19 protein-coding genes and 2 rRNA genes (1 of these 21 only partly in view) are annotated in these 25,110 nt (G+C 71.6%); 5 read left to right on the forward strand and 16 right to left on the reverse strand.

The annotated features are described in order from the left end of the window. Positions 1-34 precede the first annotated feature (34 nt). The 3 genes from xerD to ACQPXB_RS29575 all read right to left on the reverse strand — a co-directional run bounded on the left by xerD (position 35) and on the right by ACQPXB_RS29575 (position 3,375). Positions 35-937, reverse strand: coding sequence for a site-specific tyrosine recombinase XerD (gene xerD, locus ACQPXB_RS29565; RefSeq protein ID WP_366588564.1), 903 nt, complete (start codon positions 935-937; stop codon positions 35-37). Between the two features lie 99 nt (positions 938-1,036). Next, positions 1,037-1,678 (reverse strand): NUDIX domain-containing protein, encoded by a 642-nt coding sequence (locus ACQPXB_RS29570; protein ID WP_432845201.1) that lies wholly within the window; start codon positions 1,676-1,678, stop codon positions 1,037-1,039. Further along, complete coding sequence (locus tag ACQPXB_RS29575; protein ID WP_366588494.1) at positions 1,675-3,375, reverse strand: CTP synthase; 1,701 nt, start codon at positions 3,373-3,375, stop codon at positions 1,675-1,677. Before ACQPXB_RS29575 ends, ACQPXB_RS29570 begins: the two co-directional genes overlap by 4 nt. 96 nt (positions 3,376-3,471) lie before the next feature. Between ACQPXB_RS29575 and aroA the strand changes: the two genes are divergently transcribed. After that, positions 3,472-4,770, forward strand: coding sequence for a 3-phosphoshikimate 1-carboxyvinyltransferase (aroA, locus tag ACQPXB_RS29580; RefSeq protein WP_432845202.1), 1,299 nt, complete (start codon positions 3,472-3,474; stop codon positions 4,768-4,770). 31 nt (positions 4,771-4,801) lie between these two features. On the opposite strand, the gene ACQPXB_RS29585 is transcribed toward aroA, so the two are convergent. Next, positions 4,802-5,956, reverse strand: coding sequence for an acyltransferase (locus ACQPXB_RS29585; protein ID WP_432845203.1), 1,155 nt, complete (start codon positions 5,954-5,956; stop codon positions 4,802-4,804). Between the two features lie 225 nt (positions 5,957-6,181). Between ACQPXB_RS29585 and ACQPXB_RS29590 the strand changes: the two genes are divergently transcribed. Beyond that, the gene (locus tag ACQPXB_RS29590; RefSeq protein ID WP_432845204.1) at positions 6,182-6,940 is read left to right on the forward strand and encodes a class I SAM-dependent DNA methyltransferase; all 759 of its coding nucleotides are present in this window, start codon (positions 6,182-6,184) and stop codon (positions 6,938-6,940) included. 12 nt (positions 6,941-6,952) lie between these two features. Here the strand turns inward: ACQPXB_RS29590 and sigJ are convergent, their stop codons facing one another. After that, complete coding sequence (gene sigJ / locus ACQPXB_RS29595) at positions 6,953-7,882, reverse strand: RNA polymerase sigma factor SigJ (RefSeq protein WP_366588483.1); 930 nt, start codon at positions 7,880-7,882, stop codon at positions 6,953-6,955. 139 nt (positions 7,883-8,021) lie between these two features. On the opposite strand from sigJ, the gene ACQPXB_RS29600 reads away from it, so the two are divergent. The 3 genes from ACQPXB_RS29600 (at position 8,022) to ACQPXB_RS29610 (ending at position 12,165) form a co-directional block, all read left to right on the forward strand. After that, the gene (locus ACQPXB_RS29600; protein ID WP_366588481.1) at positions 8,022-8,639 is read left to right on the forward strand and encodes an LUD domain-containing protein; all 618 of its coding nucleotides are present in this window, start codon (positions 8,022-8,024) and stop codon (positions 8,637-8,639) included. Between the two features lie 122 nt (positions 8,640-8,761). Next, a complete protein-coding gene (locus ACQPXB_RS29605) occupies positions 8,762-10,036 on the forward strand; it encodes an alginate lyase family protein (RefSeq protein ID WP_432845205.1) in 1,275 nt (424 codons plus the stop codon). A 212-nt stretch (positions 10,037-10,248) separates the two neighbouring features. Next, on the forward strand, positions 10,249-12,165 hold the full coding sequence (locus ACQPXB_RS29610) for a glycosyl hydrolase family 18 protein (protein ID WP_432845206.1): 1,917 nt from the start codon (positions 10,249-10,251) through the stop codon (positions 12,163-12,165). Positions 12,166-12,235: 70 nt separating this feature from the next. Here the strand turns inward: ACQPXB_RS29610 and ACQPXB_RS29615 are convergent, their stop codons facing one another. From ACQPXB_RS29615 to ACQPXB_RS29665, 11 genes are all read right to left on the reverse strand, one after another. Further along, positions 12,236-13,186 carry a copper transporter gene (locus ACQPXB_RS29615; RefSeq protein ID WP_366588474.1) on the reverse strand — a complete coding sequence of 317 codons (951 nt, stop codon included), beginning with the start codon at positions 13,184-13,186 and terminating at the stop codon, positions 12,236-12,238. Then, complete coding sequence (gene steA / locus ACQPXB_RS29620; protein ID WP_366588472.1) at positions 13,183-14,367, reverse strand: putative cytokinetic ring protein SteA; 1,185 nt, start codon at positions 14,365-14,367, stop codon at positions 13,183-13,185. Before steA ends, ACQPXB_RS29615 begins: the two co-directional genes overlap by 4 nt. A 96-nt stretch (positions 14,368-14,463) precedes the next feature. Beyond that, on the reverse strand, positions 14,464-15,609 hold the full coding sequence (locus tag ACQPXB_RS29625) for a DUF1266 domain-containing protein (protein WP_432845207.1): 1,146 nt from the start codon (positions 15,607-15,609) through the stop codon (positions 14,464-14,466). A gap of 9 nt (positions 15,610-15,618) precedes the next feature. Then, positions 15,619-17,400, reverse strand: coding sequence for a DNA repair protein RecN (gene recN / locus ACQPXB_RS29630; protein ID WP_432845208.1), 1,782 nt, complete (start codon positions 17,398-17,400; stop codon positions 15,619-15,621). Positions 17,401-17,534: 134 nt separating this feature from the next. After that, positions 17,535-18,461, reverse strand: coding sequence for an NAD kinase (locus ACQPXB_RS29635; RefSeq protein WP_432845209.1), 927 nt, complete (start codon positions 18,459-18,461; stop codon positions 17,535-17,537). Next, positions 18,458-19,303 carry a TlyA family RNA methyltransferase gene (locus ACQPXB_RS29640; RefSeq protein WP_366588463.1) on the reverse strand — a complete coding sequence of 282 codons (846 nt, stop codon included), beginning with the start codon at positions 19,301-19,303 and terminating at the stop codon, positions 18,458-18,460. The genes ACQPXB_RS29635 and ACQPXB_RS29640 overlap by 4 nt, the downstream gene beginning before the upstream one ends. A 5-nt stretch (positions 19,304-19,308) precedes the next feature. Continuing rightward, positions 19,309-19,515: a hypothetical protein gene (locus ACQPXB_RS29645; RefSeq protein WP_285966064.1), complete on the reverse strand. Its 207-nt coding sequence runs from the start codon at positions 19,513-19,515 to the stop codon at positions 19,309-19,311. A gap of 16 nt (positions 19,516-19,531) precedes the next feature. Further along, complete coding sequence (locus ACQPXB_RS29650; RefSeq protein ID WP_432845210.1) at positions 19,532-20,515, reverse strand: HAD-IIA family hydrolase; 984 nt, start codon at positions 20,513-20,515, stop codon at positions 19,532-19,534. Beyond that, positions 20,508-23,426: a hypothetical protein gene (locus tag ACQPXB_RS29655; RefSeq protein ID WP_432845211.1), complete on the reverse strand. Its 2,919-nt coding sequence runs from the start codon at positions 23,424-23,426 to the stop codon at positions 20,508-20,510. The genes ACQPXB_RS29650 and ACQPXB_RS29655 overlap by 8 nt, the downstream gene beginning before the upstream one ends. Before the next feature lie 199 nt (positions 23,427-23,625). Next, positions 23,626-23,742, reverse strand: a 5S ribosomal RNA gene (gene rrf / locus ACQPXB_RS29660). A 56-nt stretch (positions 23,743-23,798) separates the two neighbouring features. Further along, positions 23,799-25,110 (reverse strand): 23S ribosomal RNA (locus ACQPXB_RS29665); it runs 1,805 nt beyond the window's last position.

The following is a 25,110-nucleotide window of genomic DNA, read 5'->3' on the forward strand; positions in this document are numbered from 1 at the left end:
AGTCACCACTGGTGGCTGATGCCCTGAGGACCGGTCAGCCCAGTGCGCGCGGGTGCGCCGTCGCGTACACCTCGCGCAGCGTATTGACCGTGACGAGCGTGTAGACCTGCGTCGTCGTCACCGAGGCGTGGCCCAGCAGCTCCTGCACCACGCGCACGTCGGCGCCGCCTTCGAGCAGGTGCGTGGCGAACGAGTGGCGCAGGGTGTGGGGCGAGACGTCGGCGGTGATGCCCGCGCGTTCGGCCGTGTCCTTGAGGACCTGCCACGCGCTCTGCCGGGAAAGCCGGCTGCCGCGCACGTTGAGGAACATCGCGGACGTGCCGCGCCCGTGCGCCGCGAGCACCGGGCGGGCCCGCACGAGGTAGGCGTGCAGCGCCTCCACCGCGGGGCGGCCGATCGGGACGAGCCGCTGCTTGCCGCCCTTGCCGTCGAGCAGCACGGTGCGGTCGGTGTCGTCGACGTCGTCCACGTCGAGCCCCACGGCTTCGGAGATCCGGGCGCCGGTGGAGTAGAGCAGTTCGAGCAGCGCCCGGTCGCGCAGGGCGCGCTCGCCGTCGGGCGGCGGGGTCTCGAGCAGCTTGAGGACGTCGGTCACGGGCAGCGCCTTGGGCAGCCGCTTCGCCGCGGCCGGCGGGCGGACCTCGCGTGCGGGGTCGTGCTCGGTGATGCCGTCGGCGTGGGCGAACTTGTGCAGCCCGCGCACGGCGACCAGCGCCCGCGCGGCCGAGGACGCGGCGAGCGGCCGGTGCTCCTCGTCGCCTTCGCGCAGGGCCGCGCCGAACGACGTGACGTGCGCCGGCGTCACGTCCGGGAACCGCGTGACGTCCGCGGCGGCGAGGTGCGCGGCGTAGCGGCGCAGGTCGCGGGCGTAGCTGTCGAGCGTGTTGCGGGCGGTGCCGCGCTCGACCACGAGGTGGTCCAGGTACGCAGCGATCACGTCCCCCACCGCCGTCCTGCCCGTGCCCGTCACGGGGTCACACTCTAGGCCGCCGGGCCGTCCGTGCCCGCCGACGCGCGGCGGGCACGGACGGGCAGATCAGCCTTCCGCTCGGCGCCGGGCGAAGCGGGTGGGACGGTCGCGCCACGGCGCGTCGGCCGGACGGGCCTTCACCGCGCCGGTGAGCACCGCGTGGGCGGCCAGCACACCGGAGACGGTCGCGCCGTTCACCAGCTCACCCGAGAGCGTCATGGCGACGGCTTCGGCGAGCGGGAACTTCTTCACCACGAGGTCGGCCTCCTCCTCGCCGAGCACCTCGCGGTCCACTTCGGACAGACCGCGCGCGAGGAACACGCGCACGACCTCGTCGGTGAACCCGGGCGAGGCGGCCACGTCCACGAGCGTCGACCACTCGTCCGCCGCCAGCCCGACCTCCTCCACGAGCTCGCGCTTCGCCGCGTCGACGGGGTCCTCCCCCGGCTTGTCGATCAGGCCGGCCGGCAGCTCCCACAGCCGGTGCCCGAGCGGGTGCCGGTACTGGTGGACCATCGTGACCGCGGCATCGGCACCACTGCCGTCGAGCGCCAGGATCGCGACGGCACCGAGGTGCTCCACGACCTCGCGCTTCGCCGTGCCGCCGCCGGGCATCACCACGTCGTCGACCCGCAGGCCGACGACGCGTCCGATGTGGACGACCTCGCTGCCGGCGACCGTGAACTCGTGCGTGCCGGGCTCGGTCACCGGGCCGCCACGGGCGCCTCGGCGAGCTCCACCGGCAGCCGCTCGGCGACCTTGCGGTCCACCACGGCCTTCACGAACGCGCTGAAGAGCGGGTGCGGCCGCGTCGGGCGGCTCTTGAGCTCCGGGTGCGCCTGCGTGCCGACGAAGAACGGGTGCACGTCGGCCGGCAGCTCCACGAACTCGACCAGGCGGTCGTCGGGCGAGGTGCCGGAGAAGACGAGCCCGGCGTCCGACAGCTGCTTGCGGTAGGTGTTGTTGACCTCGTAGCGGTGGCGGTGGCGCTCGGAGACCTCGGTGCTGCCGTACGCCTTCGCGACCTGCGAGCCCGGCTTGAGCTTCGCCGGGTACGCGCCCAGGCGCATCGTGCCGCCCATGTCCCGCTCGCCCGCGACCACGTCACGCTGGTCGGCCATCGTCGAGATCACCGGGTGCGTGGTGTTCTCGTCGAACTCCGCCGAGTTCGCGTCCTCGATGCCCGCCAGGTGCCGCGCGCCCTCGATGACCATGCACTGCAGGCCCAGGCACAGCCCGAGCAGCGGCACGCCGCGCGTGCGGGCGTACTCGATGGCGCCGACCTTGCCCTCGATGCCGCGGATGCCGAACCCGCCGGGGATCAGCACGCCGTCCACATCGGACAGCACCGAAGCGGCGCCCGACGCGGTCTGCGCGTCGTCCGAGGCGACCCACACGATCTCGACCTTGGCGCGGTGGGCGAACCCGCCCGCGCGGAGGGCCTCGGTGACCGACAGGTACGCGTCGGGCAGGTCGATGTACTTGCCCACCACGGCGATCCGCACCGTCTCGCTCGGGTTGTGCACCCGGTTGAGCAGGTCGCCCCACACCGTCCAGTCGACGTCGCGGAACGGCAGCCCCAGGCGGCGCACCACGTAGGCGTCGAGCGCCTCGCCGTGCAGCACCTTGGGGATGTCGTAGATCGAGCGCGCGTCCGGGCAGGCGATGACCGCCTCCGAGTCGACGTCGCACATCAGGCCGATCTTGCGCTTGAGGTCCTCGGGGATCTCCCGGTCGGCCCGGCAGACCAGCGCGTCGGGCTGGATGCCGATGTTGCGCAGCGCGGCCACGGAGTGCTGGGTCGGCTTGGTCTTGAGCTCACCCGACGGCGCCAGGTAGGGCACGAGCGACACGTGCAGGAAGAAGCAGTGGTCCCGCCCGACGTCGTGGCGCACCTGGCGGCACGCCTCGAGGAACGGCAGCGACTCGATGTCGCCGACCGTGCCGCCGACCTCGGTGATGACCACGTCCGGGGTGTTCCCGTGCTCGTCCGGACCGGCCGCGGCGGTGATGCGCGACTTGATCTCGTCCGTGATGTGCGGGATGACCTGGACCGTGTCGCCGAGGTACTCACCGCGGCGTTCCTTGGCGATGACCTCCGAGTAGACCTGGCCGGTCGTGACGTTGGCCTTGCCGTCGAGGTCCCGGTCGAGGAACCGCTCGTAGTGCCCGATGTCGAGGTCCGTCTCCGCACCGTCGTCGGTGACGAACACCTCACCGTGCTGGAACGGGTTCATCGTCCCGGGGTCGACGTTGAGATAGGGGTCGAGCTTCTGCATCGTGACGCGAAGCCCGCGTGCGGTAAGGAGCTGGCCGAGGCTCGAGGCCGTCAATCCCTTACCGAGAGAGGAGGCGACGCCTCCGGTGACAAAGACAAACTTGGTAGCCCGCGACTGATGTCCCACGGGCCGCCAGCATATCGCACGCACGCCGATCCGCTCGTTCACGCCCGTTCCCGGCGCGGCGGCGATGACGCTGACCACCACGCTAGGCTTCGGTGCGTGACGGATGCGCACGAAAACCAGTGGGCCGCGCCGGTCGCGGCGGCGGCACTCGACGCGCGGGTGCGCGTCCCGGGCTCGAAGTCGATCACGAACCGCGCCTACGTGCTGGCCGCGCTCGCGGGCGCGCCCACGCGGGTGCGCATGCCACTCGACTCGCGCGACACGCGGCTCATGCTCGGCGCGCTGGCCTCGCTGGGCGCCCGGTCGGAGGAGACCGCCGACGGGTTCCTCGTCCACCCGCTCGGCGCCACCGGCAGCAGCCACGGCGAGCCGGTCGAGGTCACGCTCGGCAACGCCGGCACCGTCGCCCGCTTCACGCCGGCGCTCGCCGCGCTCGGCGACTCCCCCGCACTCTTCGACGGCGACGAGGCCATCCGCCGCCGCCCGATCGGCCCGCTGCTGACCGCGCTGCGCCGCCTCGGCGTGCGCATCGACGACGACGGCCGCGGTGCCCCGCCCTTCACCGTCCACGGCGACGGCGGCGTCCGCGGCGGCACGGTCGACCTCGACTCGTCGGCCTCGAGCCAGTTCCTCTCCGCGCTGCTGCTGGCCGGCCCCGCGTTCGATCGCGGCGTGACCGTGCGCCTGGTCGGCGACGCGCCGCCGAGCGAGCCGCACATCGCGATGACGCTCGACATGCTGCACCGCTTCGGCGCCACCGTGGAGCGCGAAGGCGCGGAGTTCCACGTCGCGCCGGCGAAGCTGTCGTGCCCCGAGTACATCGTGGAGCCGGACCTGTCCACGGCCGCGCCCTTCGTGGCCGCCGCCGTGGCCGCGGGCGGCACCGTGCGCGTCGCGGGCTGGCCGAGCACCACGACCCAGCCGGGCGACTGGCTGCGCACCTTCCTGCCGGCGCTCGGCGCGTCGGTCCGGCTCGAGGACGGCGGCCTCGCCGTCACCGGCGGCTCGCACATCCCGGGCGTGGAGCTCGACCTGCACGAGGTCGGCGAGCTGACCCCGGTGGTCGCCGCGCTGCTCTGCTTCGCGGACGGCCCGTCGGTGATCAGGGGCGTCGCGCACCTGCGCGGCCACGAGACCGACCGCATCACCGCGCTCGCCACGGAGCTGTCCGCACTGGGCGGCGACGTCTCCGAAACGGACGACGGCCTGCGCATCACCCCGGCCCCGCTGCACGGCGGCGTCTTCCACACCTACGACGACCACCGCCTGGTCATGGCCGCGGCCGTGCTGGGCCTGCGCGTGCCCGGCATCCGCGTCGAAAACCCCGCGACGGTCGGGAAAACGTTCCCGGCGTTCGTGGAGACGTGGACCGGGATGCTCGGGTCAGGCCAGTAGTCGGAGTGGCCTTGTCCCCAGCGGGCCGCCGCTACGCCTGAGCGGCAGCAGCAGCCGCCCGCTTGACCCCCAGGGGCGGCCGGCCCGTCAGCGCCTTGCTCCACGGCAGCCTCCGCAGCAGTTCGACGATCAGCAGCGTCAGCGCGACCGTGGCCGGGTAGACGACCACGGTCGTCCACGGCGCCCCCACGCCGTCGCCGACGAACGCGATCAAGGGGCTCAGCAGCGCCAGGGCGAAAGGGTGCGTGAGGAAGATCGCGAACGACCGGTCCACCGCCCACGACACCACACGGCCGGCGGGCCGGCCCGCCTCCGCCCAGCGCGTGCCCGCCAGGAATAGGCCCGCGATGGCCGCGACGCACCACGGCACGAGGTAGGGCCGGAACGCGTCGCTCGCCAGCTCCGGCCACAGTCCGTTGTGGACACTCACGAAGTAGCCCGTCTCGGCCACGGCGAGCGTCACCACCAGCCCGCCGGCCACGAACCACCGGTGCCGCCGCACCCACGCCTGCACGGTCTCGAAGTGCACGGCCGCGACGGCGCCGAGCACCGAGTAGAACTGGTACGGCAGCAGCGTCGTGAAGAACCGGCTGACGGTCGAGTACTCCACGCCTTCGGGCGGGTAGCTCAGGAAACACGTGACCGCGATCTGCACCGCACCGGAGATCCCCAGCACGAGCCACGGCCGGCGCTCCAGCGTCCGCACCAGCTTCATCAGCACCGGGAACAGCAGGTACACCTGCAGCGTCACGAGCAGGAAGTACAGGTGGTACCACGCCGTGCCGTTCGCGATCTCGATGCCGAGCGCGCGCAGGGCCGCGGCGACGGAGCCGACAGGCTGCTCGGCGGTGAGCAGCGAATAGCCCCAGTACAGCACCGACCAGACCACGTACGGCACCGCGACCAGCGGCACCCGCCGGCGCCAGAACGCCACCGGCCGCGGCGGGCGCGAGCGGTAGGAGAACACGAGCACGAACGTCGTGAGCGCGAAGAACGCCTCGCGCGTGAGGTGCAGCGGCGCCTCCAGCGCGTCGGACACGACGTCCTGCGGGAAGGTCGTGGCCCCCAGCACGTGCATGAAGATCACCAGGGCGAAGGTGATCACGCGGTACAGGTCGAGCTGGTGGAGGCGGGCCGCCCGCGCCGGGGCCGCCACGGGGGCGGGTGCGATCTCGGTCGTGGTCATCGTGCGGCCGGGCCCCCGGGTGCGGAGTGGATCATGCGACCACATTTGCCGCACTGCCTGTGAAGCAGCCATGAAGTGGCTGAGAACCCGCTTTACCGCAGGAAAACGGGCGTAGCGAAAATCACGTCCGTCCACGGACCGGGAACGCGTCCGCACCACGGTGGTACATACCGCTCCGAAATGGGCGTGCGGAGTCGACGCCCGCACGCGTAGCGTCCGACGACCATGGGCGATCGAGACGATCCGGCCGACGGCTGGTTTCCGGAAAGCGTGGCCGCGGGGTACGACGAGCCGGGTGGCGCGAACGCGCCCGAAGTGGTGACGCCGGCGGTGGATGTCCTCGAGGAGCTGGCCGACGGCCCCGTGCTCGAATTCGCCGTCGGGACCGGGCGGATCGCCGCCCCGCTGGCCGCGCGCGGCATGCGGGTGAGCGGCATCGAGCTGAGCCGGGCCATGGCGGCGCGGATCGCGGGCAAGCCGGGCGGTGCCGCGGTCGACGTCACGATCGGCGACATGACGTCGACGCGGGTGGCGGGTGAGTTCTCGCTGGCGTACCTGGTGTTCAACACGATCGGCAACGTGACCACCCAGGACGGGCAGGTCGACGTCTTCCGCAACGCGGCCGCGCATCTGCGGCCGGGCGGGCTGTTCCTCGTCGAGGTGGGCCTGCCGGATCTGCGGCGCCTGCCGCCCGGGCAGGACACCGTCCCGTTCGCGGTGGTCCCCGGCCGCGAAGGCGCCGGCTACGTGGGGTTCGACCAGTACGACGTCGTGACGCAGGAGTTCACGTCGAACCACCTCACCGTGGCACCGGACGGAACGGGGCGGTTTCGCCGCATCCCCTTCCGGTACGTCTGGCCGGCCGAGCTGGACCTCATGGCGCGCATCGCCGGGATGAAGCCGAAGTACCGCTGGGCGGACTGGGATCGTTCCGAGCTCACGGCCGCCAGCACCAAACACGTGTCGGTCTGGGAAAAGCCCTGAAGCACTCCCGGCTCACCCGAGCTTCAGCCCCGTCAGCCAGGGCCGGAGTTTCTCGGGGTTGCGGATCACCCAGATGTGCTTGATCCGGCCGTCCGCGACGTCGAACGCGTACACCGTCTGCGTGATCCCGTCGCGCTGGGCCACGAGGCCGGGCTGGCCGTTGACGGTGCGTTCCGCCAGCGTGGTGGTGCCGAGCGCGCGGTGGGCGAGCTCGGCCCAGGCCCGCGCGATCCGCTCGGCGCCTTCGATGGGGTGCAGGAAGGTCAGGGCGCGGCCGCCGCCGTCGGCGGTCGCCGTGGCGTCGGGGTCGAGCAGGCCGATCAGGGCCGCGATGTCCTTGGCTTCCCACGCCTGCTTGAAGTCCCGCACGACGCTCGCGTGCCGGGCCGCCGGGCTCGCGGGCACCTGCGCCGCGCGGACGCGCCGGCGGGCCGAAGACGCCAGCTGCCGGCAGGCCGCGGGCGTGCGGCCGACGATCTCGGCGACTTCGCCGAACGTGTAGCGGAACACGTCGTGCAGGATGAACGCCACGCGCTCGGCCGGGGTCATCGACTCGAGCACGACGAGGAACGCCATGCCGACCGACTCGTCCAGCGTCACGTGGTCGGCCGGGTCGGCGCCGCCCGCCCGGCCGGGCCACTCCGCGGGCCCGGGCAGCGGCTCGGGGATCCACTCGCCGACGTAGGTCTCCCGCCGGGAGCGCGCCGAGCCGAGCAGGTTGAGGCAGATGCGGCTGGCGACCGTCGTCAGCCACGCGCCGGGAGACTCGACGGCGTCCTGCTGCTCCCGCGACAGCGCGTACCAGCGGGCGTAGGTCTCCTGCACGGCGTCCTCGGCTTCGGCCAGGGAGCCGAGCAGCCGGTAGGCGAGGTTGGTCAGGTGCCGGCGCTCGCTCATGATCGCGCTCAAGCCCGGCTCGGGCGGGGTGGTCGGGTTGGACATCGCGGCGCAGCTCCCTCGGTCTCGTCCTCAGCAGTACGACACGACAGCGCGCCCGAATGTGAGGCCGCTACCCCGCCTCACACTTCGGGGGCGTGAGTTGTCGAGCGGGTGAGACCCTCGACCGCCGGCAGGAGACACCATGACCACCTCGCTGTTCACCGCCCCCGCTTCCGCGCAGCGCCTGCAGCGCACGGCCACCGCGCTGACCGCGCACGGCTTCACCGTCGAGATCCTCGACGACGTCGCCGCGGCCCGCACCCGCGTCGCCGAGCTGGTCCCGGAGGGCGCCAGCGTACTCACCGCGGCCAGCGAAACGCTGCGTTTGTCCGGCATCGACGACGACCTCAACACCAGCGGGCGGTACGAGGCGATCAAGCCCCGCACCCTGGCCATGGACCGCGCCGCCGACGCCGACGACATCCGCCGGCTGCGCGCCAGCCCCGACTTCCTCGTGGGCAGCGCGGCCGCGGTCACCGAAACCGGCTCGCTCGTGATCGCCTCCGGCAGCGGCAGCCAGCTGCCCGCGTCCTCCGGCGGCGCCGCCCGCGCGATCTGGATCGTCGGCGCGCAGAAGATCGTGCCCGACCTGGACACCGCGCTGCGCCGCGTCGAAGACCACTGCCTCCCGCTGGAAAGCGAACGCGCCCTCGCCGCCTACGGCTGGCCCAGCGCCGTCAACCGGCTGCTGGTCCTCAACGCGGAACCCTTCCCGGGGCGCAGCACCATCGTGTTGCTCCGCGAAGCCATCGGGTTCTGACGCGCCGGTCCCCGATTGACACCGGCACCGGGCGCCCAGCAGAATTCCCGTCGCCACAGCCGCACCGCCGCCCGGTTGCCGTGGGGATCCCTGGCGTCCCCGGGAGTTCGAAGGGCGAAACAGTGCGAAGGCAGTTACGCGTTCTCGGCGCGACCGTGCTCACCGCGGTCCTGGCGGTGGTCCCGCTGAGCGGCACGGCGGCAGCGCAGCCGGTGCCGCACACGATCGTGACGGACGGCAAGAAGCTGGCGCAGATCCGCGCCGAGCTGCACGGCGGACACGCCACCCCGGCGCAGAAGGCCGCGCTCAAGACGGTGCTGGGCAAGGCCGACGAGGCGCTGACCGCCGGCCCGTGGTCGGTCATGGACAAGCCGACCACCCCGCCGAGCGGCGACAAGCACGACTACCAGAGCCAGGCGCCCTACCAGTGGGCCAGCCAGCCGAAGACACCCGACAATCCGCAGGGCTGCCCGTACGTGAACCGCGACGGCGAGCGCAACCCCGAGGCCGACGCGATCACCGACCACACCTACCGCATGGTGGCGTGGGACGCGATCTACTACCTCAGCACCGCCTGGTACTACACCGGCGACGCGAAGTACGCCCAGCGCGCCGCCCTCGACGTCCGCACGTGGTTCCTCGACCCGGCGACGCGGATGAACCCGAACATGACCTACTCGCAGATCGTGCCGTGCAAGAACACGATCAGCGGCACGGGGATCATCGACTCCACGCAGTCGTTCAGCCAGCTGCTCGACGCGTTCGCCCTGCTCGACTCCGGCGCACCCGGCTGGACCGGCGACGACCGCTCGGCGATCCGCGCGTGGCTCGGCCAGTACCTGGCCTGGATGCAGACCAGCCCGCAGGCGAAGCTGGAACTGGCCGCCACCAACAACCACGGCACGTTCCTCGACATGCAGAACGCCACCATCGCCGCTTACCTCGGCAAGACCGCCGAGGCGCGCAAGATCGTGACCGACGCGCTGCACAAGCGGTTCCCGGTCCAGTTCGACGCCGACGGCAACCAGCCGCTCGAGCTCACGCGCACGATCTCGTGGCACTACGTGAACTTCAACCTCACGGCGTGGGGCCGGATGGCGGAGGTCGGGCACACCGTCGGCGTCGACGTGTGGGGCTACCGCGCGAGCAACGGCGTGACGCTGCGCAAGGTCGTCGACCGGCTCATCCCGGCGGCGCTGAACGGCGTTTCGTCCTGGCCGTACCCGCAGATCGCCCCGCTGGACCAGTCGATCGCCGCGGACATCTTCCACGCGGCCGCGGAGGAGGCCCACGACACCGATGCGGCGAAGGCGCTCAAGCAGATGCCGCTGCCCGCAGGCGGCGACACCTGGCCGGTGCGGGTCACCTGCTTCCCGCTTGACCCGCCGCTCAAGTGACGGGCCGACCTTCGGCGGGCTTTTCCGGACGAAACACCCGATAGTACCCACGGCCCGGAATTGGTCTAGTCCAAAGTATTGACTCTCCCTGTGCACTGGTTCACATTCTCTGGAACGGGCCGGTACCGCTCAGGCAGTGATCCACACGTCGCGTCGGTCCTCCGCGCACTCCCCGCGCGCGGAGGACCGTTCGCCTGCGCGAGGGAGAACCCATGCAGCACAAGGTATCCAGAAGAGCCGCGTGGCTCTCGGCCGCCGCGGCGGCCGTGGTCGTCGGCGGGCTCACGACACTGGCCGGCCCGCCCGCCGAAGGCGCGGCCGTCGCACCCGCGGCGAGCCGGCAGGCCGCCGCCTCGGGCGGGCTGCGCGTCGCCTACTACGACCAGTGGAGCATCTACCAGAACGCCTACTACCCGAAGAACGTCGACGCGCTCGCGGGCAACCTCGACTACCTGATCTACGACTTCGAGAACATCGATCCGACGAACCTCACCTGCTTCGAGGCCACGAAGGCGAGCGACCCCGATCCCGCCGGCGAGAACGACCCGAACGCCGGCGACGGAGCGGGCGACGCCTTCGCCGACTACCAGAAGTCCTTCGGGTCGGACATCAGCGTCGACGGCACGGCCGACGCGTTCGGCATGCCGATCGTCGGCAACTTCCACCAGCTGCAGGAGCTCAAGGCGCGCCACCCGAACCTCAAGGTGGTGCTCTCGCTCGGCGGCTGGACCTACTCGAAGTACTTCTCCGACGCCGCGGCCACCGACGCGTCGCGCAAGAAGCTCGTGAGCTCGTGCATCGACATGTTCATCAAGGGCAACCTGCCCTCGCAGGGCGGCTACGGCGGCCCCGGCACCGCGGCCGGCATCTTCGACGGCTTCGACATCGACTGGGAGTACCCCGGCTCCACCACGGGTCACCTCGGCAACCACGTCAGCGCGAACGACACGGCCAACTTCACCGCGCTGCTGAAGGAGTTCCGCACGGAACTCGACGCACTGGGCGGCAAGCACTACTCGCTGTCCGCCGCGCTGCCGGGCGGGCAGGACAAGATCGCGAAGCTGCAGACCGACAAAATCGGCCAGTACATGGACTTCGCCGATGCGATGACCTACGACATGCACGGTGCGTGGGACGCGACGGGGCCGACGAACTTCCAGGACCCGCTCTACGGTTCGCCGAACGACCCGTCGGGCACGATCCCGCCGGGCACCGAGAAGTACACGACCGACTCGGTGATCAAGGCCTACACCCAGGGATCCCCGGCCTACGGCATCCCCGGCGGCTTCCCGGCGAACAAGCTCACGCTCGGCATCCCGTTCTACTACCGCGGCTGGACGGGCGTGCCCGCCGGCGCCAACCACGGGCTGTACCAGTCGGCGTCCGGGCCTTCGGCCGGGAAGACGTTGAGCGGCAACGTGCCCGGCATCGCGATGTACAAGGAACTGAGCGGCATCGTCGACAACCCGGCGGACACGTTCTACGACCCGGCCACGCAGTCGGCCTGGTTCTACGACGGCACGAACTTCTACGGCGGCTCGTCGGCGCAGTCCATCAAGGCCCGCACCGATTACATCCACTGCACCGGCCTCGCCGGCGCGATGATGTTCTCGCTCTACGACCTGGACCCGAACGCGACGCTGTTCCACGACGTCGTCAACGGGCTGGCGAGCTCCACGGCCGGCTGCGGCACCACGCCGCCGACCACGCCCACTACCCCGACGACCCCCACCGCACCGACTACGCCGACTACGCCGACGACTCCGCCCACGACTCCGACCACGCCGGGCGGCGGCTCGTGCTCGGCGGCGGCGTGGAGTGCGACGCAGGCCTACACGGGCGGTGCGGTCGTCTCGTACAACGGGCACCAGTGGACGGCCAAGTGGTGGACGCAAGGCGATACCCCCGGCGGCAGCCAGAACGTGTGGACTGACAACGGGGTCTGCTCGCAAGGCGGCACCACCACGCCACCGGGTGGCAGCTGCCCGGCCGCGTGGAGCGCCACGCAGGCCTACAGCGGCGGCGCCACCGTGTCCTACAACGGGCACAAGTGGACCGCGAAGTGGTGGACGCAGGGCGACACCCCCGGCGGCAGCCAGAACGTGTGGGCCGACAGCGGCGCCTGCTGAGCGCAAATCGGCGGCGGTCCGGATCTCTCACCCTCCAAGAGATCCCGGCCCGCCGCCGACGTGCGTGGTGCTAGTTCCCGGCCGACGACCCGACGCCCGGCGCGGGGGCCTGGGCGTTGCCGCCGATGCCGTAGCGGCCGGAGCCGCCGTCGAGCTGCTCGCGCAGGGCCAGCAGCGTCGCGACGCGGCCGGCGGCGGAGTCGACGTTGTCCACAGTGGACAGGATCGAAGTCGCCGAGGTGTCGGCGCGCACCACGCCGATCGGGCCGGAGCCGTCGGCCGAGCCCGGGTCGCCGGCGAGCACCGTGCCCGCGCCGGAGCGGTCGAGCTGCGTCGCGAACCGCGCGATCGTGGCCGCGCGGTCGCCCGCGCCCTCGCCCGTCTGCTGCGCGCCGGTGAGCACGATCGCCAGCTGCGCCGGCTGCACACCCTGGCTGGGCTTCACGAAACCGCCGTCGGTGAGGCCACCGAGCGCCGCGGCCAGTTCGTCCCCTGTGGACTGCGGCTTCGCCGTGGACTTGTCCAGCAGCAGCACCGAACCGAGCAGCGCGCCGGCGAGCGTGCCGGAGTCACCCGCGGTCGGGAAGTGCGAACCGGCCGGCTGCAGGCGCGTGACGACGTCGCGCAGCTGGTCGGCCTTCTCCGGGTCGGTGAACGCGTCGGTGAGCTGCAGCTCCCCCGTGACCGAGGCGCCGGACTGCTGCACGAGCTGCTTGATCGCGTCGCGGTCGGCCGGGCGCGCGTCCTCCGTGGTCACGAGCACCACCGTGCGCTTGTCGAGCGTGCCGGCCACGACCTTCGGGCCCATCGACCCGGCGAACGCGTCGGAGTCGGCCAGGCGCGCGTTGAGCGCGTTGCGCTGCGCCTCGAGGTCGGAGACCTGGGTGCCGAGGTCCTTCTTCTGGTCCGACAGGCCCGAGAGCAGCGAGCCGTTGAGCGCGGTGGAACCCAGGACCACGCCGACGGCCAGCGCGAGGAAGCACGCGGTGATGGAAACGATGTGGTACCGCAGGGAAATCACGTGAAGAGCCCCTTCACCCAGGTGGTGAACGTGGTCCAGGTGTGCTGGATCCAGTCCAGGTAGACGGAGCCGACGTCGGAGACCAGCAGCGCGGCGACCACCACGACGACGGCGGCGAGGACGAGCAGCGCGACGGCGCCCAGGGACACCCGGCTGCGGTGCAGTGTCGCGACGGCCTTGCCGTCGACCAGCTTCGTGCCCAGCTTGAGCCGGGTGAGGAACGTCGACGGGTTCGAACCCGACCGGCCGTGGTCGAGGAACTCCCGCAGCGTGGCCTGGAACCCGACGGTGACCACGAGGCTCGCGCCGTGGGCGTCGGCCAGGAGCAGCGCGAGGTCCTCGGAGTTGCCCGACGCGGGGAACGTGACCGCGCCGATGCCCAGGTCCTGGATCCGCTCGACACCGGGCGCGTGGCCGTCGGGCTGCGCGGGCACCACGACCTCGGCGCCGCTGCGCAGGGTCGCGGTGCCGATGCCGGTCGGGTCGCCCACGATCACGTCGGGCGTGTGGCCCTGCGCGCGCAGCGTGTCGGCCCCCGCGTCGACGCCGACGAGCACCGGCCGGTGCTCCCCGATGTACTTCTTGAGCCGCTTGAGGTCCTCGGCGTGGCCGTTGCCACCCGCGACCACCAGCACGTGGCGGTCGCGCATCGGCAGCCGCAGCTCGGGCACGCCGACCCCGTCGAGGATCAGCGTGCGCTCCCGGCGGAGGAACTCGATGGTGTTGGCCGAGAACGCCTCCAGCTGCGTCGACATCCCGGCCTTGGCCTCGATCATCTGGTCGGCGACGCTCTCGGGCGTCTGCTCGTCGCCGGAGGCGATCTGCCGCTCCCCGATGTAGACGCCGCCTTCGTGCACGCGCAGCTTCGTGCCGTCCTTGACCGTGCGCAGCAGCTCGCCGCCGACCGAGTCGACGAGCGGGATGCCCGCGGCCAGCAGGATCTCCGGGCCCAGGTTCGGGAACCGGCCGGAGATCGACGGCGAAGCGTTCACCACGGCGGCGACCTCGGCCTCCACCAGCGCGTCGGCCGTCGCGCGGTCGAGGTCGAGCTGGTCGAGCACCGCCACGTCGCCGGCGCTGACGCGGCGCAGCAGCTCCCGGGTGCGGCGGTCGACCCGCGCGACGCCGGTGATGCCGGGGAGGGCTTCGTGGTTTCGCGCGAGCAGACCGGTGAGCTTCATGTGGCTGATGGTGACAAATTTGTGGGTGGGACGAGCGCCGACGCGCCGAAGGGGACGTGACTCATTGTGGTGAGCCGTGTCGCCGTGAGCGTCCGTTCAGGGTTGGATGGTGGGTTCCGCCGGGGCGAACGAGAGGTTCAGCCAAGGACTGGCGGGATCTTGAAGCAGCAGGTGATGGACTCGCACGGCCGAGGTGTACTCCTCGCCGAACTCCTCCTCGTCCAGGGCGAGGGCCCGGCCCATGACGTAGCTCGCCGACAGCTCGGCCCATGACTGGTGGTAGCGACGCGCCACCGCGCCCGCCTCGAGCACCATCAGCTCGGCCGTGAGCGGATCGCAGTGACCCACCGCCAGGCCCCAGCGCGCCATCGCCACCGCACGGGCGACGTCCCACCCGATCGTGGTGCCGACGACGCCGGAGAGTGGCAGCAGCCCGTCGGCTCGGAAGCGCTGTTCGTACCGCACGACGCGGCGCAGGACGTCGGTGAGGGCGGGCGCCTGGTCCTGCGCGCCGTTGTCCGCGCACCAGCGCACCACGAGCTCGGCCCAGGACCACGGGTCGAGCCCCGCGCCGTAGCGGGCGCGCAGCACGAGAACCAGGTTGCCCGGCGTGAGCGTGTACCCGGGGCCGACGAGGTCGTTCATCGCCGCGCGCCAGCCGGCCGCGTCGGACACGCCCCACCAGTCGCGCAGGCCGCGGACCTCGGCGACGAAGTCGTGGTAGCGGGCGTCGAGCACGTTCCACGGTTCGGCCGTGAGCACGGCCTGGTGCGCGCCGCAGGCGAGCGCGTGGGCCAGCGGGCCGTCGAAGTGCCCGTAGCGCGCGGTGTTGAGCCGTTCGACCTGCTGCTCGACCGCCGTGACGCGGTGCGGGTTCGCGTCGAGCCACGGCAGCACGGCCGAACCGGGTACGCGCCACTCGCCGAGGGTGCCGGCGTTGAACACCACCTGCTCGTCGGCGTCGACCCCGTGCAGCGCCCAGTCGAGATCACCGCTGAGGAACACCACGTCGGCGCCGAGGTCGGGCAGCGCGCCGCGCGTGAACAACCGCAGCGAACGCTCGCGGCAGCAGGCTTTGGCCGACGACCAGCCCTGCTCGCCGGCGAGCTTCTCCGCGTCTTCCCGGAGCATCGGCACGAACAGCTCTTCGTCGCCGAGCAGCCCGAGGAACCGGTCGAGATCGCCGTCGCGCCGAGCGCGGGCGAGCTCCGCCTCGACGTCGGCCACCGCGGCCCAGATCATGGAGTGTGGTCAGCCCTTCTTGGCGCGCTTGCGTTTCGGCTCGGCGGCGGCCTTGTCCTTCTCCGCCACGGCGAGCAGCTCCTCGGCGTGGGCGCGGCCGGTCTCCGTGCCGTCCATGCCGGCGAGCATGCGCGCCAGCTCCTTCACGCGATCAGGCTGCTTCAGCGTCTTCACGCCGCTTCGCGTGACGCCGCCGCTCGTGCCCTTGTCCACCACGAGGTGCTGGTCGGCGAAGGCCGCGACCTGCGGCAGGTGCGTCACCACGAGGACCTGGTGCGTGCGCGCGAGCCGGGACAGCCGGCGGCCGATCTCGACCGCCGCGCGCCCGCCGACGCCGGCGTCGACCTCGTCGAACACCAGCGTCTGCACGGTGTCGGCGTGGGCGAGGACCACCTCGATGGCCAGCATCACGCGCGAGAGCTCACCGCCGGAGGCCGCCTTGTGCACCGGCAGCGGCGGCGCGCCGTTGTGGGCGCGCAGGAGCAGCTCGACCTCGTCGATGCCGTCGGAGCCCGCGTGGACCGCGTGGCCGTCGATCGCGAGCGCCTGGCGGTCGCCGTGCTCGGCCGGCTTCTGCTCGACGGTGATCTCCAGCTCCGCCTGCCCCATCGCGAGGCCGGACAGCTCCTTGGTGATCGCCGACGCCAGCTCGGCCGCGGCCTTGCCGCGCGCCGCCGACACCGCGGTGGCGTGGTCGCCCAGCTTCACGGCGAGCTCGTCGCGGCGGCGGGCCAGCTCGGCGAGCGCCTCTTCGGAGGTGTCCATCGACTCGAGCCGGCGGCGGGCGTCGTCGGCCCAGGCCAGCACGCCGTCGACGTCGGCCGCGTACTTGCGCGTGAGCCGCTTGAGGTCGGCCTGGCGCGCCAGCACCTGCTCCAGCAGCGCCGGGTCGGCGTCGAGGCCCTCGATGTACCCGCCCAGCTCCGCGCCGACGTCGGTGAGCAGCATCGACGCTTCTTCCAGCCGCGGCACGAGCTCCCGCAGCGCCGCGTCCTCGGCCGAGGCCAGGCGCCGCAGGGCCTCGCCGACGAGGCCGAGCGCACCGGGCGCGTCGGGGTCGCCGTCCTGCGAACCCGACACCGCGACATGCGCCTCGGTCGCCGAAGCGCGCAGCTCGTCGACGGCCATCAGCCGCTTGATCTGCTCGGTGAGCTCCACGTCCTCGCCCGGTTGGGGCGCGACGGCGTCGATCTCGGTCAGACCATGATTGAGCAGGTCGGCCTGCTGCGCCATCTCACGCGAACGGGTGGACCGCTCGGTGAGCTCGCCGATCACCGCCAGCCACTCCTCCCGCACCTCGCGGTAGGCGGCGAGCGGCTCGCCGACCGCGGGGCCCGCGAAGCGGTCGATCACCGCACGCTGCTCGCTCGGGCGCAGCAGCCGCAGCTGGTCGTTCTGCCCGTGCACGGCGATCACCTGCTCGGACAGGTCCGCCAGCACGCCGACCGGCACGGACCGGCCGCCCAGGTGGGCTCTCGACCGCCCGTCGACGGTCACCGAGCGCAGCGCGATCACGCTGCCGTCCTCGTCGATGTCCGCGCCCGCATCGGTGACGATGCGGCTCGCGGTGTCGGCCTTGTCGAGGGTGAAGCGCCCCTCGACGAAGGCCTTGAGCATTCCGTTCCGGACCTTGGACGCTTCGGCCCGCCCACCGGAGAGCAGGTGCAGCCCGGTCACGACCATGGTCTTCCCGGCGCCCGTCTCACCGGTCACGACGGTGAAACCCGGGTGCAGTTCCAGCAGGGCGTCCTCGATGACTCCGAGGCCCTGGATGCGCATCTCGGCCAGCACGACGCCTACGGTAGCCGCCCCCACCGACCTTCCGTGCGCTCGACCGGTGCTAAACGTTCTTTTCCCTGGTCGAACACCTGTGCGGACGGATGGGCCCGGGCGTGTCACCGGTCACCTCGCGCACCCACACCCGGTCAGACCGAGCGGCCGCCGGTGCGCCGTTCCCGCCAGCTGCGCACCGGGAGGCCGAACTTGTGCACCAGCCGGTCGGTGAACACGCCGTCCCACAGCCGCACGAGCCGCACCGGGCGGCGGCCGCAGACGACGCGCACGCGCGAGCCCGGCGGCATGTCGAAGCTGCGCAGGCCGTCGCAGGTCAGGACGGCGCTCGGTCCCGCCGGGTCGATGCCGACGGTGATCACCGAGTCGGGTGAGACCACGAGCGGGCGCGAGAACAGGGCGTGGGCGTTGCTGGGCACCACGAGCAGCGCTTCGACGTCGGGCCACATGATCGGGCCGCCGGCGGAGAAGGCGTACGCGGTGGAGCCGGTCGGCGTCGCGCACAGCACGCCGTCGCAGCCGAAGGACGAGACCGGGCGGCCGTCGACCTCGATCAGCGCGTCGAGCACGCGTTCACGCGAGAACTTCTCGACGCTGGCCTCGTTGAGGGCCCACGTGCGGTAGAGCTCGACGCCGCCGTGGGTGACGGTGACGTCGATCGTCATCCGCTCCTCGACCTGGTACTCGCGGTCGACCACGCGCTGCACGGCGTCGGCGAGCGCGTCGGAGTCGGCCTCGGCCAGGAAGCCGACGCGGCCCAGGTTCACCCCCAGCACCGGCACTCCCGCGGGCCGCGCGAGCTCGGCCGCGCGCAGCAGCGTGCCGTCACCGCCGAGCACGAACACGAGCTCGGCCCCGCGCGCGGGGTCGTCCTGCGGCGCCACGACGGTGCAGGGCATGTCCGTGCAGCCGTCGGGGTCGATGAGCTGACGCACGTCTTCGCCGGTCACGCGCAGCCGGATCCCGGCCTTCGTGAACCGCGCGGACACCTCGCGTGCGGCCTCCCGCGTGTGGTCCCGGTCCGGGTGCGCCACGAGAAGCACTTCACGTTCGCTGGTCACTGGGGTCCTTCCTGGACGGCGGCCCGCACGAGCCGCTCGACACCGTCCACAGTGCCATCGGCGGCCCCGGGCTCGCCCGGATCTTGACGCCGAAGATCCCGCCGCAGCCACACGAAGTACTCGACGTTGCCGGAGGGGCCGGGCAGCGGGCTCGCGACCACTCCGCGCAGCGCGAGCCCCAGCTTCGCGGCTTCGGCGATGACATCGAGAACGGACTGCACGCGCAGCTCCGGGTCGCGGACCACGCCGCCGCTGCCGAGGCGGTCCTTGCCGACCTCGAACTGCGGCTTGACCATGGGCACGAGGTCGGCGCCTTCGCGCGCGCACTCGGCGAGCGCGGGCAGCACGAGCTTGAGCGAGATGAAGGACAGGTCGCCGACGACGAGGTCGACCTGGCCACCGAGCGTCTCCGGTGTCAGGTTGCGCACGTTCGTGCGGTCGAGCACGACCACGCGTTCGTCGGTCCGCAGCCGCCAGTCGAGCAGGCCGCGGCCCACGTCGGCGGCGATCACGGTGGCCGCGCCGTTGCGGAGCAGCACGTCGGTGAACCCGCCGGTGGACGCGCCCGCGTCGAGGCAGCGGCGGCCCTCGACCGTGAGGCCTTCGGGACCGAACTTCTCCAGCGCGCCCAGGAGTTTGTGCGCGCCGCGCGAAGCCCAGCCGGGGTCGTCCTCGTCCTTCACCACGATGGGCGCGTCGGACTCGACGCCGGTGGCGGGTTTGGACGCGACCATGCCGCGCACGGACACCTTGCCGCCGGTGATCAGTGCCGACGCCTGTTCCCGCGAGCGGGCGAGGCCGCGGCGGACCAGCTCCGCGTCGAGGCGGGCCCGTTTGGGCACGCCGGTCAGACCCTGTCGATGCTGGACAGGGCCACGGTGAGCTCGGTGTGCACGGCTTCGAACCGGTCGACGTGCTCGGAGAGCGGCACCGAGTTCAGGTCGTCGAGGCCCGCCACGGCTTCCTCGATCCCCGCGCGGGGATCGATCTGCTGCGGGCCGGGTCCGGGTACCGGCGGAGGGCCCGGGACGGGCCGCGGGACGTTCGGGTGCACGAGCTCAAACTACCAGTCAGGCCAGGCGCAGCCCGGTCAGCGCCGCCTCGGCCGCGTCGCCTTCGGCCCGGACCTCGGTCACGCCGCTCGCCCACGCCGCGTGGCACAGCGCGCGCAGCAGGTCGAGGGCGTCGCCGCTGCCGCGGACGGTCAGCACGTCGCCCGGCACGATCTCCCAGCCCGGCCGGGGACCGATCTTCAGGTCCTCGGCGCGCTGCGTGAGCGCGGTCAAGTCGGCGGCCAGGTGCGTCGGCCGTTCCGCCGGGATCGCGGTCAGGAGACCGGCGGGCGTCGCGACGCCGGAGAGCACGGCGAGCACGTCCATGCCCGCGGCGACGGCTCCGGCGATGTCCGTGTCGAGCCGGTCGCCCACGACGAGCGGCCGGCTCGAGCCGGCCGACTTCGCGGCCGTCTCGAACAGCAGTGGCTGCGGCTTGCCCGCGACGACCGGTTCGGTGTCGGTGGCCGTCCGCAGCGCGGCGACCATGGAACCGTTGCCCGGCAACAGGCCCCGCTCGGTGGGCAGGGTCGCGTCGACGTTGCACGCGACCCACAGCGCGCCCGCGCGGATGGCCAGCGCCGCCTCGGCGAGGTCGGCCCACCCGGTCTCCGGCGAGTGCCCCTGCACGACGGCTTGGACGTCGCCGTTCTTCCGCGTCGTGCCCAGCCCGGCCGCTTCCACCTGGGCGGCCAGCGAGTCCGTACCCACGACCAGCACGCGCGCGCCGGCGGGCAGGCGCTCGCCGAGCACCGCGGCGGCGGCCTGGGCGCTCGTGTGCACCTCTTCGACGGCCGCGTCGAGACCCAGCTCCCGGAGGTGCGCCACCACGTCGGCCGGCGCTTTGGACGCGTTGTTCGTGACGTACCGGACGGCCGCCCCGTGCTCCCGCACGGCCGCGACCGCCTCCGGCGCGCCCTCGATCACCTGCGAGCCGTGGTACACGGTGCCGTCCAGGTCGAACAGCACCGCGTCGTAGCCCGCGAGGAGCGCGTCACTCATTCGACAGCTCCGCGGCCCGCTCGGCGGCATCGGTGTCGTCTTCGTTGTCGGCCTCGGCGGCGTTGAGGAACCAGCGCACGGCCTCGTCCTTGCGACCGGCGGCCACCAGGTTGTCGGCGTACGCGTAGAAGAGACGCGCACTCCACGGGTCCCGCTTGCTCGGCACCAGGTCCGGCCCCTGCAGCGAGACGACCGAAGCGTCCACCTGCCCGAGGTCCCGCCGCGCCCCGGCCGCGACGATCGCGAGCTCCACCTGCGTCGCCTTCGACAGCTTCGCCGTGTCGGTCTCCTTCGCCAGGTCCAGCGCCCGTTCCGGCCGGCCCAGGGCCCGCTCGGAGTCGGCGATGATGGCGATGTGCTCGTCGCTGCGCGTCATGCGGCGGACGGCTCGCAGCTCCGACAGGGCCTCCTGCCAGTTGCCCGCGTGGTAGGCCGCCAGCCCCATCGCCTCCCGCACGATCGGCACGCGCGAGGCCTTCAGCTTCGCGTACTTCGCGTGCTCCAGCGCCGCCTCCGGGTCGACGTCGATCAGCCCGCCCGCCGCGACCAGGTGCTTGCCGACGGTCTCGGCCAGCCCCTTCGGCAACGTCCGCAGCTCACGCCGCACCTCTTCGTCCAGATCGGAGTACTCGATACCCTCCGGCAGCTCCGGCGCTTCGAGCAGCTCCCTCGCCAGCGCCGCGTCGTCCAGCGCCTCCGCGCCGGCCCGCGTGCCGCCGCGCACCGGACGGTCATCCCGCCGCGGCCGCGAGTCGCGGCCACCGCGCGCGTCCCGGTCGTCCCGACGGGGCCGGTCGTCGCGGCGGTTGTCTCGGCTGTCCCGGCCTTCGCGGAAGTCACGACGGGGCCGGTCGCTGCCGCTGCCACGGTCACCGCGGTCGTCACGGTCCCGCTGGGGACGCTCGTCGCGGCCACGGTCACCGCGGTCGTCACGAGAGGACCGCTCGCCACGATCGCCACCGGTTCGGCTGTCGTCGGAAGAGTCGCCGCGAGAGGACCGCTCGTCGCCGTCGTCGCCGTCGCCGGGCGTGGTGCCGTCGCCAGTGTCGCGGCTGTCGTCGCCCGCGCGGTTGTCACGAGTGGACCGCTCGTCGCGGTCGTCTCCCGAGTTGTCGCCGTCGCGCTCTTCGCGAGCGGACCGCTCGCCACCGTCGCTGCCACGGTCTTCACGCGAAGCGTCCTCGCGGGTGTCGCGGTCGGCGTTGGCGTCGTCTCGGTTGTCGCGAGTGGACCGATCGCCGTCGCGATCGGCCGAGTCAGTCTGTGACCGTTCAGCGTCGCGAGAAGCCGGCTCTTCGCGATCGGCGGTGTCGTCCGCGCCGGCGTCGGCCGTCGCGTCCGAGCGCTCGCCGCGGCCGGTGTCGCCGGGCTTCGAGAAGTCGTCGCGGTCGGCGGTGTCGCCGGCGACGAAGCCGTCGTCGGTGATGTCGAAGTCGTCGTCGGCGGCGCTGTGGGTGTCGGCTCGGTCGAAGCCGCGCGAGTCGCCCGAGTCGCGGCGGAAGCCTCCGCGGTCGTCGCGGTTGAAGGAGCCGCGGGTGTCACGCGGCCCGTTGTCACGGCGGTCGGAGCCGTGCGAAGCGCCCCGGTCGTCACGGCGGTCGGAGCCGCCCCGGTACCCGCCGCGGTCGTCCTTGCGGAAGCCGCCGCCGGAGCCGCGGTCGTTGCGGAAGCCGCCGCGGTCGTCACGGTCCTTGCGGAAGCCGGAGCCACCACGGTCGTCGCGCGCGCCACCGCTGCGGAAGCCGCGGTCGTCACGGTCCTTCTGGAAGCCACCCGGCCGGCGGTCGTCGCGCGACCCACCGGTGCGCGGACCGCGGTCGTCGCGGTCGCCCCGGTAACCACCCGAGGTGCCGCGGTTGTCCCGGTCACCCCGGTAACCACCCGAGCCGCCGCGATCATCGCGGTCGCCCCGGTAGCCGCCGGAGCTGCTGCCGCCGCGGTCGCTGCGGAAGCCGGAGCCGCCGCTGCCGCGGTCGTTCCGGTACCCATCCGAGCTGCCACCAGTGCGGTCGCCGCGGTAACCACCGGTGCTACCGCCACTGCGGAAGCCGGAGCCACCGCGATCGTCGCGCGAGCCACCGGAGCTGCCACCCCGGTAACCCGAGCCACCACGATCGTCACGCGACCCACCCGAGTTGGTGCCCCGGTAACCCGAGCCACCACGGTCGTCACGCGAGCCCGAACCGCTGCCGCCGCGGTAACCACCGCGGTCGTCGCGCGAGCCACCCGAACTGCCGCCCCGATAACCAGAGCCGCCCCGGTCGTCACGGAAACCGGAGCCGCCGCGGTCCTTGCGGAAACCGCCGGAATTGCGGTCGTCGCGGTCGTTGCGGAAACCGCCGCCGCGATTGTCGCGGTCGCCGCGGAAACCGCGGTCGTCGCCGCCCGAATCGCGGTTGGGGCGGTATCCGCCGGAACCCCGGTCGTCACGGAAGCCGCCGCGGTTGTCGCGGGGAGCGCCGGCGCCACGGGAATCGCGGAAGCCGCCGCCGGAGCGGTTGTCGTTGCGGAAGCCACCGGTCGAGCCGCTCGAACCGCGGTCCTCCCAGCGACGCCCGGACGCCGACTTGCCCTGCGGCCGGCCGGCGCGGTTGTCGTAGCCGCCGCGCGAGCCGCGGTCGTCGGAACCGCCGCGCGGGCCGCCCTCGCGGTTGCCGGCGTAGCCGCCGCTGCGCTGGTCACGGGAGCTGTCGCCGCCCGAGGGCCGGCCCTGGTACCCGCCGCCGCGCGCACCGCGGTCGTCCCGCCGGGGGCGTCCCTGGTAGCCGCCGTCACGCCCGCCACGGTCCTGCCGCGCGCCACGCCGGTCTCCCCGGGGCGCGTCCGACCGGTTGCCGCGGGAGCCCTGGTCGCGGCGAGCCGACCGGCCGGACCCATCATCCTCTGAGTCACGTCGACCGAACTCGGACACCTGGCCTCCTGCCATAGAAAAATCTTGTGTTCTCACGGGCCACCCGCTACGGGGGCCGACTGACCATCCTACGGGGCCGTGCGGAGCACCCCGCGCGCGCATGGCGCTCCGTCACGGGCACCACACAGCACGCCACATAGAGATAGGCCCCGGGAGAACCGCTTTCGCGTTCTCAACCGGGGCCTAACCCTTACTTTTAGTTCGGCGGCGTCCTACTCTCCCACAACCCTTCGGTTGCAGTACCATCGGCGCTACCAGGCTTAGCTTCCGGGTTCGGAATGGGACCGGGCGTTTCCCTGGCGCTATAACCACCGAAACACTATGAAACACGCGTGGTGTTTCAGAACCGTAGAGTGGATGCGTAACATCTTTGTAGGCAAGTCCTCGGCCTATTAGTACCAGTCAACTCAACAACACATTACTGTGCTTCCATCTCTGGCCTATCAACCCAATCGTCTTTTGGGGGCCTTAACCCACATGGGGTGGGATACCTCATCTTGGAACAGGCTTCCCGCTTAGATGCCTTCAGCGGTTATCCCTTCCGAACGTGGCCAACCAGCCATGCCCCTGGCGGGACAACTGGCACACCAGAGGTTCGTCCGTCCCGGTCCTCTCGTACTAGGGACAGCCTTCCTCAAGTATCCTACGCGCGCGGCGGATAGGGACCGAACTGTCTCACGACGTTCTAAACCCAGCTCGCGTGCCGCTTTAATGGGCGAACAGCCCAACCCTTGGGACCTACTCCGGCCCCAGGATGCGACGAGCCGACATCGAGGTGCCAAACCATGCCGTCGATATGGACTCTTGGGCAAGATCAGCCTGTTATCCCCGGGGTACCTTTTATCCGTTGAGCGACACCCCTTCCACCAGGTGGTGCCGGATCACTAGTCCCGACTTTCGTCCCTGCTCGACATGTCTGTCTCACAGTCAAGCTCCCTTGTGCACTTGCACTCAACACCTGATTGCCAACCAGGCTGAGGGAACCTTTGGGCGCCTCCGTTACTCTTTAGGAGGCAACCGCCCCAGTTAAACTACCCATCAGGCACTGTCCCTGAACCAGATCATGGCCCGAGGTTCAGATTCCCAATTCGACCAGAGTGGTATTTCAACAACGACTCCACAGTAACTAGCGTCACCGCTTCACAGTCTCCCACCTATCCTACACAAGCCGAACCGAAAACCAATACCAAACTATAGTAAAGGTCCCGGGGTCTTTCCGTCCTGCCGCGCGTAACGAGCATCTTTACTCGTAGTGCAATTTCGCCGGGCCTGTGGTTGAGACAGCCGGAAAGTCGTTACGCCATTCGTGCAGGTCGGAACTTACCCGACAAGGAATTTCGCTACCTTAGGATGGTTATAGTTACCACCGCCGTTTACTGGCGCTTAAATTCTCAGCTTCACCCCCGAAGGGATTAACCGGTCCTCTTAACGTTCCAGCACCGGGCAGGCGTCAGTCCATATACATCGTCTTGCGACTTCGCATGGACCTGTGTTTTTAGTAAACAGTCGCTTTCCGCTGGTCTCTGCGGCCACCCACCCCTAGCCTGTAAAAGGCCTCAAGGTGTTTGGCCCCCCTTCTCCCGAAGTTACGGGGGCATTTTGCCGAGTTCCTTAACCACAGTTCACCCGATCGCCTTGGTATTCTCTACCTGACCACCTGTGTTGGTTTGGGGTACGGGCCGTG

This window comes from Amycolatopsis sp. CA-161197 (assembly GCF_050942255.1).
Classification (GTDB): domain Bacteria; phylum Actinomycetota; class Actinomycetes; order Mycobacteriales; family Pseudonocardiaceae; genus Amycolatopsis.

What these genes read in the sequence shown, in the direction of transcription:
- ACQPXB_RS29585 (WP_432845203.1), bottom strand. Translation starts at nt 5,956, where the DNA reads ATGACCACGACCGAGATCGCACCCGCCCCCGTGGCGGCCCCGGCGCGG.
- ACQPXB_RS29590 (WP_432845204.1), top strand. Translation starts at nt 6,182, where the DNA reads ATGGGCGATCGAGACGATCCGGCCGACGGCTGGTTTCCGGAAAGCGTG.
- sigJ (WP_366588483.1), bottom strand. Translation starts at nt 7,882, where the DNA reads ATGTCCAACCCGACCACCCCGCCCGAGCCGGGCTTGAGCGCGATCATG.
- ACQPXB_RS29600 (WP_366588481.1), top strand. Translation starts at nt 8,022, where the DNA reads ATGACCACCTCGCTGTTCACCGCCCCCGCTTCCGCGCAGCGCCTGCAG.
- ACQPXB_RS29610 (WP_432845206.1), top strand. Translation starts at nt 10,249, where the DNA reads ATGCAGCACAAGGTATCCAGAAGAGCCGCGTGGCTCTCGGCCGCCGCG.
- steA (WP_366588472.1), bottom strand. Translation starts at nt 14,367, where the DNA reads ATGAAGCTCACCGGTCTGCTCGCGCGAAACCACGAAGCCCTCCCCGGC.
- ACQPXB_RS29625 (WP_432845207.1), bottom strand. Translation starts at nt 15,609, where the DNA reads ATGATCTGGGCCGCGGTGGCCGACGTCGAGGCGGAGCTCGCCCGCGCT.
- ACQPXB_RS29650 (WP_432845210.1), bottom strand. Translation starts at nt 20,515, where the DNA reads ATGAGTGACGCGCTCCTCGCGGGCTACGACGCGGTGCTGTTCGACCTG.